Consider the following 8780-nt stretch of genomic DNA (forward strand, 5'->3'; position numbering starts at 1 on the left):
CGGGAAGCTTGGTGGGGAGCATAGGAGCCTTTGGTGAGGGGGACATGGCGGGCCGAGCCCGCAATGGCGATCAGGGAAGACGTTTGGCAAAGGTGAAAGGATGCGATGCGGACGAAAAATATTTCCGGATCGTTGCGCCCCCGCCCTTCGTCTTTACAGCCATGCAACACGAAAGGATACAAGCAGATGCAAGACACCCATCAATCTACGGGATTCACGGGCACCCAGCGCTGGGTGCTGGCGCTGGCCGCGGCCGGCTCCTTCATGGCGGCGCTGGACGCCATGGTGGTGACCACGGCGCTGGACACGCTGCGGCACGACCTGTCGGCGTCGGTGGAGGCGCTGGAGTGGACGGTCAACGCCTACACCTTCAGTTTTGCCGCGCTGCTGATGACAGGCGCGGCACTGGGCGACCGGTTCGGGCGGCGCCGCATGTACGTGGCGGGGCTGGCGCTGTTCGCGCTGGCGTCGGCCGCCTGCGCGCTGGCGCCCGGCACCGGCTGGTTGATCGCCGCGCGGGCGGTGCAGGGCCTTGGCGCGGCGCTGCTGATGCCGATTGGCATGGCGCTGCTGGGCGCGACCTTCCCGCCGGCGCAGCGGGCCAGGGCGCTGGGCTTGTTCAGCGGCATCACCGGGCTGGCGGTGCTGTCGGGGCCGCTCATCGGCGGCGCCATCGTGCACGGGCTCGCGTGGCAGTGGATCTTCTGGATCAACCTGCCGGTGGCGCTGGTGGTGGCCTGGCTGATGCTGGCCAAGGTACCCGAGGGCAAGGCCGCAGCGCCGCAGCTGGACATCCTGGGCGCTGCGCTGATGACGGCGTCATTGCTCGGCCTGGTGTGGGGCGGGGTGCGCGGCAATCGCGATGGCTGGGGCAGCACGCAGGTGCTGCTGTCCTTGGGGGCTGGGGCGGTGCTGGGTGCGCTGTTCGTGGCGTCGCAACGATCGCGCGCGTGGGATGCGATGGTGCCGCCGCGTCTGTTCCGCTCCCCTGTGTTGGCGGCGGGGCTCACGATCGCTTTCTTGTTGACGGCCTCACTGATGGGCACGCTGTTCTTCATGGCGCAGTTTTTCCAGGTCGTGTGGCACCGCTCGCCGCTGGCCGCCGGCGCGAGCATGCTGCCCTGGACGGCGACTTTGTTCCTGGTAGCGCCGGTGGCGGGTGCTATGGTCAAGCGCGTCGGCGAAAAGGCATTGGTCGTCGTCGGACTGGGCCTGCAGGCAGCCGGCATGGTGTGGCTGGCGGCGCTGGTGCGCGCCGACGCCGGCTACTGGATGTGGGTGCTGCCGCTTGCGCTTGCCGGTGGCGGCATCTCAATGGCCATGCCCGCAGTTCAAAGCGCGGTGCTGGGCGCGGTCGAGCCGCCCGACATAGGCAAGGCGGCGGGTTTGTTCAACACCCTGCGGCAACTAGGCGGCGTGTTCGGCGTCGCGTTGGTCGTGGCGGTGTTTACGCGCGCGGGCGGCTACGCCAGCCCGCAGGAATTCGGCGCCGGCTTTGCCGTGGCGCTGTGGGTCACCGCGGCGCTTTCGCTGGCCGGCGCGGTGGTGGGTTTGCGGCTGAAGCCGCGCGCAACCCAGGTTGATACGGCGATACAAGGAGTGAAATCATGAAGACAGTGGTGGTGCGCTACAAGGTGATGCCGGAGTTCGCCGACGAGAATCAGCGGCTCATCGAGCAGGTGTTCGCTCAACTGGCGCGCGAGAAGCCCAGTGGTCTGCAATATCAATCATTCCGTATGGGCGACGGCTTGAGCTTCATGCACATCGCCACCCGCGAAGGCGGGCCGGACGACAGTCCCCTGATGAAGCTGGACACGTTCAAAACTTTCCTGGCGGGGATCAAAGACAGGTGTGTGGAACCGCCGGTACAGATGGAGGTGAAGCCGCTCGGACGGTACGACGAACTCGTGGACGTTGCAGCCCCATCCTGAACGGTCATCGATTCCTGCGTGGGATATGGCGTTTCACCCACACTTTTTTTGTAGATTGCGTTCTAAAACCAGTTCAAGCGAGAAAAATTATGCCAATCGGAATCACAATTTATCTGAAGTACGACAATGTTCAAATGGCTGCGGAAGGTCGCTAAGCGCCACAAGATGCGGCGCGTTCACCCGGAGGTTCCATATGTCTCTCACTCTGTCTGCATCTGACTTGGCCACACGCCTGGCAGTCGAGGACGTCGTCGTCCAGATGTTTGTTGCCACCGACGAACGAGACTGGCCGGCGCTGGAGAATTGCTTTACCAGCCCCTTTACGCTCGACATGAGCTCCATGGTCGGTGGAACGCCGGCCGAAATGACGCCAAACCAGGTGGCCCAGGCATGGGCTGCCGGATTCAAGCCGCTCGACCACGTTCACCACCAGATTGGCAACCTACGAACCGAGGTCAGTGGTAATCAGGCGCTTGTCAGATGCCACGGCGTGGCCTTCCACCACCGGGGAAAGGCAATCGGCCTGAAGAGCCGCATCTTCGTGGGCACCTACGAATTGCAGTTGCAACAGTTCCCGGACAGATGGCGCATCTCCCGGCTTGTCTTCAAGCTCAAGTTCATCGAGGGAAACCTGGAACTTGAGAAGTCGGCGCCGCAGTGAGAACGACAGCGAATCGCTTAAGCAACTTGCTCCCGGCAGGCCAGTCACCAAGACCGCTTTCGGAATTCAAGTGCCCGCGCGGCCCAACTTCGAAATAGTCGCTTCCCCAGGCCTTCGAACAGGCGCTTGCGTACGGCGTGCTTCCATACGGATCATTCGTGCTTGCAACAACCGTACTGGGGAAAGGCAACTCTTTCAATGGCACGGGCGAGAAGCCGACCGCTGATACAGGGAAAACTTGCGAGGTGGGATCGGGTACGGATACCAGTAGGGCTCCCCTGATCTTTTTTTCTTCCCGTGCAGCCCAGTGAATCACTGTCAGGCAGCCCAGACTGTGCGCCACGATGAGGGTGTCAGGCCCTAGGGACGCGACCTGCCGGCTGATGGCCGAAACCCAGTCATCGCACACAACGTGATCCCAGTCTTTGACTTGTAGTCGATGCCACTCAGGTCCCTTTTCCTGCCAGAGACTTTGCCAGTGTGAGGGGCCGGAATTCCCAATCCCGGGAACGATCAGAACAGGAGATGTCATTTTTCAAGCACCTATGTAAAAGCACCCAGTTTAGAAATGAATGAGATATGTCACCATAGACAATCCAAGGAAATGAGTACTTCAATTTTCCAAACCAATTGAATTTTTCCTCTCATGCAAATGAAACCAAAGCAGGCAGATCTCGACAAGCTGGACTGGAAGATTCTGGAGGCGCTGCAACTCAATGCGCGCATCAAGAACACCGAACTAGGCATGCAGGTCGGACTGTCGCAACCGGCCGTCACTGCACGCATTAGGCGTCTCGAGGAGGCTGGGGTGATTGAAGGATATTCCGCGAGGATCRATCTGCGCCTGTCGGGATACCCGACCTCCGCCGTCATTCGCATACGTACCACGCACGCTCAAATACCGGTCTGCTTGAAGGCTTTTGCTGCCATGCCGGAGGTGATTGATGCGCACCGCATTACGGGGGAAGACTGCTTCGTCGTGCGTGTGGTGGCCTCGGAAATGCAGGAACTGGAACAAACGATTGACGCACTCGCGGCGCTTGGCGCCGTGTCCACGGCCGTCGTGCTTGCGAGCTATCCAATGAAGATAGTTCGAGCTCCTAAGTGTTGAATTCCGCTGAAGCCTGACCCGAATTTTCCATCGATCTTGACCCGCCTTGGGTACTTGGGCTTGCTCTCCTCTGATCGTAGGTGCTTCTTCACTGTGTTGCGAGTCAGACTTGTACACCTTGAAATCCCGCGGATGGACATCTGATCCCGCAATGCCCAACGTCTGATGACATTCAATGTCGTCACGTCTATCACTCCTAATTTCCCCTGCTTTTAAAACAAGCAGGGTAGTGCTTACGTGGGGCAGTTTTGGATGAAAATTACTGCGCTAAGTGGGACAAATTTCGATGGAGCTCAACAAAAGTAGAGTTCATCTTGCGAACGCCGCCCCAAGCGCAGTGCCTGGCACCCAAGGGTGCAGCCGGGCCGGTTTATGAGTAGCGATGGTCAAACACAAAGGAATCGGCTGTTTGGGCCGCGCTCATCCATATTGAGGAGGCGATAAGCAGACTGTCCGTCTAGAATTGGTTTGCGGGGTTGGGTGTTTTTTTTCGACCTGAACGAAACCCAAAATGAACAATAAGCCCTTTAACAGCAAGCACCTGGCTGGGGTTTCAGCGGCCAGGTTATACCGCAGGCACGATGTTGTACCTCGGACCTTTCGGTATACATTGCGTCAGGCTCAGAAGGTCCATCCATGCCAAGCAAATTCACCCTAGTAGAGCAGGTTGCCCTCCCATCGCAGTCTGCCGTCGCTACTGCATTCAAGTCGGTGAATCTCGCGGACGCGTTTTCGATTCAACTTCCTTCTGACGCCTCTACAAATCCTGATGTCTTGGCCCGATTCATCTTCTCGGTGCAGCCATCCTGGATCGGAGCGCTCACCGGCCTCCGGGATGCAATCGTTGCAGGATTTGGCCTGAAGACCGCCAAACACCTCGCAACCCTTTCCAGTGACGCCACGGCCCCTCGCATCAGCATCTTCAGGGTCTTCAGCACTGGCGAAACCGAGGTTGTTCTAGGCGAGAACGACAAGCACCTTGATTTCCGGTTGTCAATTCTTTGTACGCCAGGCTCGCCGCCAAATACGGGTAACCAAGTGACCCTGTCAACCGTCGTTCACTGTCACAACCTTTTGGGCCGAACCTATTTGTCGGCCATTGCTCCCTTCCATCGCCAGGTTGTGAAAGCCAGTCTTCGCCGTGCTGCAAACGTCGGGTGGCCCAAGGCAAATGCGTAGGGGAATGCCATGTGTTGTCCGCTGAGGCTTAATCCTTCCTTCAAGCGGACCTGCCTGCGGCGGTCCGCTTAAGTCAAACGCCAGAACACAGCGATGCAACGCCAATTGCTCTTGGTTCTTCCCGCCTTGGCTGGCGGCCTGGCTATGGCGTGGAGCATTTATCGGTCCTATTTTCTCTTCGAGTTCAATGCAGGGAGTCTTCTGTGGGCTGTTGTTTTGCTCGGCCCCTATGTATTCGTTGCCGTGGTGGCATGGCGTTCCCGGCGAGGTTTAATTGCAGCGGTATTGGCCGTGTTTCCAGCCCTGCTACAGGCCGGCCCACCGTTCACGTGCTTTGCCATCGAATTCGGAGAAGGGTGTCTGTACCTTCTGGTGTTGTCCCCGCTCTACCTGTGGCTTGTCGTTGCCGCCGCTGCCTTGCTCGAACTCGGCAGTCGGCGCGGTGCCGCCTCGGAGGCTGGGTGACGCAGAGTTCTCGCCATTCAGTCAACACGGACGCTTTACGGCGTCCGCCTGCTTCGCGGGCTACTCGTCCAGCCAAGTCTCCGGGTGTTTCGTGGCCATAGAAAACATCCTCTTTGATGCTGATGGCGTTCTCCAGTACGCCACGAGGCACTGGCAACCTGCGTTTCAGTCCGTTCTCAAGCTCGAAGATGAGACGCAAGCCAAAGCCGTCCTGACTGACGTATTTGAAGCCGAAACCGAAGTGCTCGAAGCCGACGGCGGTTTCACTGAGCGGCTCGAGGCAGTGCTCGCAAAGTGGGGCCGGCCAGGCTTTCTCTCCGAAGCACTGAGCGTTATCCATGCAATCGAAATTCACCAGGATGTCATGCAGTCCGTCCAGTCCATTCGCCGCTCGGGCATCCGGTGCCACATCGGGAGCAACCAGCAGACCTCTCGCGCAAAGCATATGTCCGAAGGGCTGAACTACAGGTCTCTATTCGACACCGAGTTCTATTCGTGCGCCGTTGGCGTAGCCAAACCCAAGCTTGCCTTCTTCGAGAAAGTCGTTGCACAGCTCGGCTGCGATGCAAGCGCCGTGCTATTCCTGGACGATAGGGCCGAAAACGTTGAGGCTGCAAAGCAGGCGGGGTTAAACGCCATGGTCTTCTTTGGCGCAAACGGCGCGTCTGAGCTTCAGCGCCAGTTAGCCGGTTATGGCGTGTTCATAGGTGACTGAGCACAATGTGCGAGACGCTCAAGCCTTCCATCGAGAGGACTTGTCCCGGCAAGCCGGGCCGAGCCTCGTGTCAAACGTTAGCGCTCACAGGAGCAGTCGCATGAATCTATTTACACAACCCTCCAAGGTCATGCCTTTATGCGAGTAATTACTGTCCTCTCTGCTTTATTCGCTCTCCAGGTGCCCCACGCGCATGGGCAGATAAGCCTTTCTCCTGAGCGGAGGATCGAGGCCGTGCGCGCAACGGCGGTGAGCACCTGGAAGTTGCAGCGCGAGGAGGGGAATGCCGCGGCAATTACAAAGACGAATGAGTGCCGCGCCAGTCTTCTGCGAACGAAGACAAGCTACGATGAAGAAGTGGAAGCTTGCCTGGTGATCGACTATTACGTCTCGATGTCCACTGCTGGCTTCTACTCGCTGCTGTCCGAAGGGTATCGCCGCAATCACAACATCGACCCGGACAAGATCCGCCAAGACGTGACCAGGAGAATTCAGTCGGCCTACATACACTTCAAGCTCTCACCGCAACAGGCGCAGGAGGCAGAAAGCCTGTTAAAGGAACACGTGTTCCAGGCCGTAGAAAGCGTTGCGGGGACCAGGTGAGGCGAAAAAGCGGGTCACCTCGACTCGAAACTTGACAGGCTGCTCCGCGGATGGATCGCGCAAGCAACTGAACACCCAGTTCCGCTTCAAGCCGAAAGAGCCGGCGACCGACGATTGACCTGGCAACGCCGAGCCGGAGTGCGGGGGCGAAATTCCCCCGCGCATCAGAAACTTCCACGAACGTCCGCAGTTCCTCGATATCCACTTCGGTGTTCCCCGTTTCGCGACACAGCTCGCCACGAAATGGTACTACCGCATCGAGAAGGGGAGCAGCAAAATGGCCGCCAGGGACGTCGCCGCTGGCGCAATCTCCCCCGAAACCACCCCCTCACAACCGCAACAAAGGATTAACCCATGACTTTTCGTAACGGCCTTGCTTCGCTGCTTCGTCCGGAAGACTCCGTACTCGTTCTGATCGACCACCAGCCCTACCAACTCGCGAATGTGAACAGCCATGAACCGCAGATGGTGATCAACAACACGGCGGGTCTGGCCAAGGCCGCCAAGGCCTTCGGCGTCCCCACCATCCTGACGTCAGTGGTCGCCGAAAGGGGAGGACGCCTCTTTCCCCAGATCACCGACGTGTTCCCCGGCCAGGAAGTGATCGACCGCACGTTCATCAACACCTGGGAGGACAAGAAGGTGGTGGACGCGGTGAAGGCGACGAGCCGCAAGCAGCTGGTCATCGCCGGCCTGTGGACCGAGGTGTGTGTCGCGATGCCGGCAATCCAGGCCCTTGGCGAGGGCTGGGACGTTACCGTGATCACCGATGCGTCGGGTGGCGTTTCCGTCGAGGCCCATCAGGTCGCCATCCAGCGCATGATCGCAGCCGGCGCGAACATGATGACCTGGCTGGCGCTGGCCGCTGAATGGCAGCGCGACTGGGCCAGGGCCGGACAAGCTGCCGCGCTGACGCCAGTGATCACGCAGCATGCCGGCGGCAGCGGTATTGCGTTCCTGTGGGAGCAGCAACTCCTCAACACACCTGTGCCTGGCAGCGCAGGATGATTTAAACGGGGATGGGAGATGCTTGAGTTTCCACATACGTCTCTTTAGCAAGTCCGTCATGCCTCGATGCAGGCAGGCGGCATGGTCAACGACGCATCACCGGTCCGAGTGCGTATCGAAGATAAGCGATCTGAGCCACTGGTTTGCCGGGTCCTTGTGGTACTTGGCGTGCCAAAAAAGATTGATCGCGATTTGTGGCAACTTCACGGGATGGCTGACGTATCTGAGGTTGAACGGCGTCGCCATTTTTTCCGCCAGGCGCTCGGGAACTGTGGCCGCCATGTCGGTGGATTGAAGAATATGGCCAATCGCGACGAAATGGGGAACCGTGAGGCGTATGCGTCTTTTCTGTGAACCGCTGTCCAGGATTTCGTCGACTTTCCCGTGCCCGGTCCCTGCGGACGCAATCACGAGGTGATCGCTGGCAAAAAAATCGGCTGGAGAAATCTTTCGCTTGTCCAGTGGATGGTTTTTGCGAAACACACAAACGTATTGCTGAGAGAACAGGCGCTGCTGGAAGAATCCGGCCTTCAATTGGGGTAGCAGCCCGATCGCCAGGTCGACGTGGCCTGCCTCCATGGCATCTTTGAGGTTGACGGTGGTATTGCGCACCGTGCTGATGGAAACCCCCGGCGCCACTTTCTGGATCTTCTCCATCAAGAGGGGCAGGAAGTAGATTTCGCCGATGTCGGTCATCCCGACGGTAAAGCTCCGTTTGCTGCTGGCGGGGTCGAATGAGTTCTTGACGTTGATCGCGCCGTGGATCATGCCCAGTGCATAACCTATCGATTCGGCCAGCTGGTCCGCAAAGGGCGTGGGCTGCATGCCGCTCGACGTGCGCAGAAAAAGTTCGTCCCCAAACAGCTTGCGCAGGCGCGCCAAGGCATTGCTGACGGCGGGCTGTCCCAGGCCCAGGTTCTCCGCCACCTTGGAGACTTTTCTTTCGGTCAGTAGCTGGTTGAAGATCACCAGCAGGTTCAGGTCTATGTCCTTGAGTTCCATCTGTGGCCTCTAGTGCTTGGTGGTTGGGTGGTGGTAGTGACTATTGATTCAAATGATATAAAACATTGATGCCATTGTATTGACTGATTTTGGTGGGCCTCGGAT

General features: G+C 58.8%; 12 protein-coding genes and 2 pseudogenes. 10 read left to right on the forward strand and 4 right to left on the reverse strand.

Annotated features, from left to right (window positions below; all coding sequences use genetic code 11):
* Positions 1–186 precede the first annotated feature (186 nt).
* The 3 genes from AC1D0P_RS17445 (at position 187) to AC1D0P_RS17455 (ending at position 2592) form a co-directional block, all read left to right on the forward strand.
* Positions 187–1611 carry an MFS transporter gene (locus AC1D0P_RS17445; RefSeq protein WP_477677901.1) on the forward strand — a complete coding sequence of 475 codons (1425 nt, stop codon included), beginning with the start codon at positions 187–189 and terminating at the stop codon, positions 1609–1611.
* Complete coding sequence (locus tag AC1D0P_RS17450) at positions 1608–1931, forward strand: hypothetical protein (RefSeq protein ID WP_477677902.1); 324 nt, start codon at positions 1608–1610, stop codon at positions 1929–1931. The genes AC1D0P_RS17445 and AC1D0P_RS17450 overlap by 4 nt, the downstream gene beginning before the upstream one ends.
* Before the next feature lie 220 nt (positions 1932–2151).
* The gene (locus AC1D0P_RS17455) at positions 2152–2592 is read left to right on the forward strand and encodes a nuclear transport factor 2 family protein (RefSeq protein ID WP_477677903.1); all 441 of its coding nucleotides are present in this window, start codon (positions 2152–2154) and stop codon (positions 2590–2592) included.
* Here AC1D0P_RS17455 and AC1D0P_RS17460 read toward each other — a convergent pair.
* Positions 2549–3124 carry an RBBP9/YdeN family alpha/beta hydrolase gene (locus AC1D0P_RS17460; RefSeq protein ID WP_477677904.1) on the reverse strand — a complete coding sequence of 192 codons (576 nt, stop codon included), beginning with the start codon at positions 3122–3124 and terminating at the stop codon, positions 2549–2551. The genes AC1D0P_RS17455 and AC1D0P_RS17460 overlap by 44 nt on opposite strands.
* Positions 3125–3244: 120 nt before the next feature.
* Between AC1D0P_RS17460 and AC1D0P_RS17465 the strand changes: the two are divergent.
* Both AC1D0P_RS17465 and AC1D0P_RS17470 read left to right on the forward strand, forming a co-directional pair.
* Positions 3245–3379: pseudogene (locus tag AC1D0P_RS17465) on the forward strand (AsnC family protein); the annotation flags it as partial.
* Positions 3380–3520: 141 nt separating this feature from the next.
* Entirely contained in the window at positions 3521–3703 is a 183-nt protein-coding gene (locus AC1D0P_RS17470) for an Lrp/AsnC ligand binding domain-containing protein (RefSeq protein ID WP_477677911.1), read from the forward strand.
* A 38-nt stretch (positions 3704–3741) separates the two neighbouring features.
* Here the strand turns inward: AC1D0P_RS17470 and AC1D0P_RS17475 are convergent.
* Positions 3742–3897 (reverse strand): annotated as a pseudogene (locus tag AC1D0P_RS17475) (IS21 family transposase); the annotation flags it as partial.
* Positions 3898–4339: 442 nt separating this feature from the next.
* Between AC1D0P_RS17475 and AC1D0P_RS17480 the strand changes: the two are divergent.
* From AC1D0P_RS17480 to AC1D0P_RS17495, 4 genes are all read left to right on the forward strand, one after another.
* The gene (locus AC1D0P_RS17480; RefSeq protein ID WP_477677905.1) at positions 4340–4882 is read left to right on the forward strand and encodes a DUF2867 domain-containing protein; all 543 of its coding nucleotides are present in this window, start codon (positions 4340–4342) and stop codon (positions 4880–4882) included.
* A gap of 93 nt (positions 4883–4975) precedes the next feature.
* Positions 4976–5347 (forward strand): hypothetical protein, encoded by a 372-nt coding sequence (locus AC1D0P_RS17485; protein WP_477677906.1) that lies wholly within the window; start codon positions 4976–4978, stop codon positions 5345–5347.
* Between the two features lie 91 nt (positions 5348–5438).
* Positions 5439–6062 (forward strand): HAD family hydrolase, encoded by a 624-nt coding sequence (locus AC1D0P_RS17490; protein WP_477677907.1) that lies wholly within the window; start codon positions 5439–5441, stop codon positions 6060–6062.
* A gap of 234 nt (positions 6063–6296) precedes the next feature.
* Entirely contained in the window at positions 6297–6665 is a 369-nt protein-coding gene (locus AC1D0P_RS17495) for a hypothetical protein (RefSeq protein ID WP_477677912.1), read from the forward strand.
* Here AC1D0P_RS17495 and AC1D0P_RS17500 read toward each other — a convergent pair.
* Positions 6574–6870 carry a helix-turn-helix domain-containing protein gene (locus AC1D0P_RS17500; RefSeq protein WP_477677908.1) on the reverse strand — a complete coding sequence of 99 codons (297 nt, stop codon included), beginning with the start codon at positions 6868–6870 and terminating at the stop codon, positions 6574–6576. The genes AC1D0P_RS17495 and AC1D0P_RS17500 overlap by 92 nt on opposite strands.
* 149 nt (positions 6871–7019) lie before the next feature.
* Between AC1D0P_RS17500 and AC1D0P_RS17505 the strand changes: the two genes are divergently transcribed.
* Positions 7020–7673, forward strand: coding sequence for a hydrolase (locus tag AC1D0P_RS17505; RefSeq protein WP_477677909.1), 654 nt, complete (start codon positions 7020–7022; stop codon positions 7671–7673).
* A 96-nt stretch (positions 7674–7769) separates the two neighbouring features.
* Here AC1D0P_RS17505 and AC1D0P_RS17510 read toward each other — a convergent pair whose 3' ends face one another.
* Positions 7770–8675, reverse strand: coding sequence for a LysR family transcriptional regulator (locus AC1D0P_RS17510; RefSeq protein ID WP_477677910.1), 906 nt, complete (start codon positions 8673–8675; stop codon positions 7770–7772).
* Between the last annotated feature and the right edge of the window lie 105 nt (positions 8676–8780).

It is taken from the genome of Polaromonas sp. P1_G2 (assembly GCF_056405515.1).

Bases quoted from the DNA above. Each gene is read 5' to 3' on its own strand.
- AC1D0P_RS17460 (WP_477677904.1), bottom strand. From the start codon at position 3,124: ATGACATCTCCTGTTCTGATCGTTCCCGGGATTGGGAATTCCGGCCCC.
- AC1D0P_RS17445 (WP_477677901.1), top strand. From the start codon at position 187: ATGCAAGACACCCATCAATCTACGGGATTCACGGGCACCCAGCGCTGG.
- AC1D0P_RS17450 (WP_477677902.1), top strand. From the start codon at position 1,608: ATGAAGACAGTGGTGGTGCGCTACAAGGTGATGCCGGAGTTCGCCGAC.
- AC1D0P_RS17485 (WP_477677906.1), top strand. From the start codon at position 4,976: ATGCAACGCCAATTGCTCTTGGTTCTTCCCGCCTTGGCTGGCGGCCTG.
- AC1D0P_RS17505 (WP_477677909.1), top strand. From the start codon at position 7,020: ATGACTTTTCGTAACGGCCTTGCTTCGCTGCTTCGTCCGGAAGACTCC.
- AC1D0P_RS17480 (WP_477677905.1), top strand. From the start codon at position 4,340: ATGCCAAGCAAATTCACCCTAGTAGAGCAGGTTGCCCTCCCATCGCAG.
- AC1D0P_RS17510 (WP_477677910.1), bottom strand. From the start codon at position 8,675: ATGGAACTCAAGGACATAGACCTGAACCTGCTGGTGATCTTCAACCAG.
- AC1D0P_RS17470 (WP_477677911.1), top strand. From the start codon at position 3,521: ATGCCGGAGGTGATTGATGCGCACCGCATTACGGGGGAAGACTGCTTC.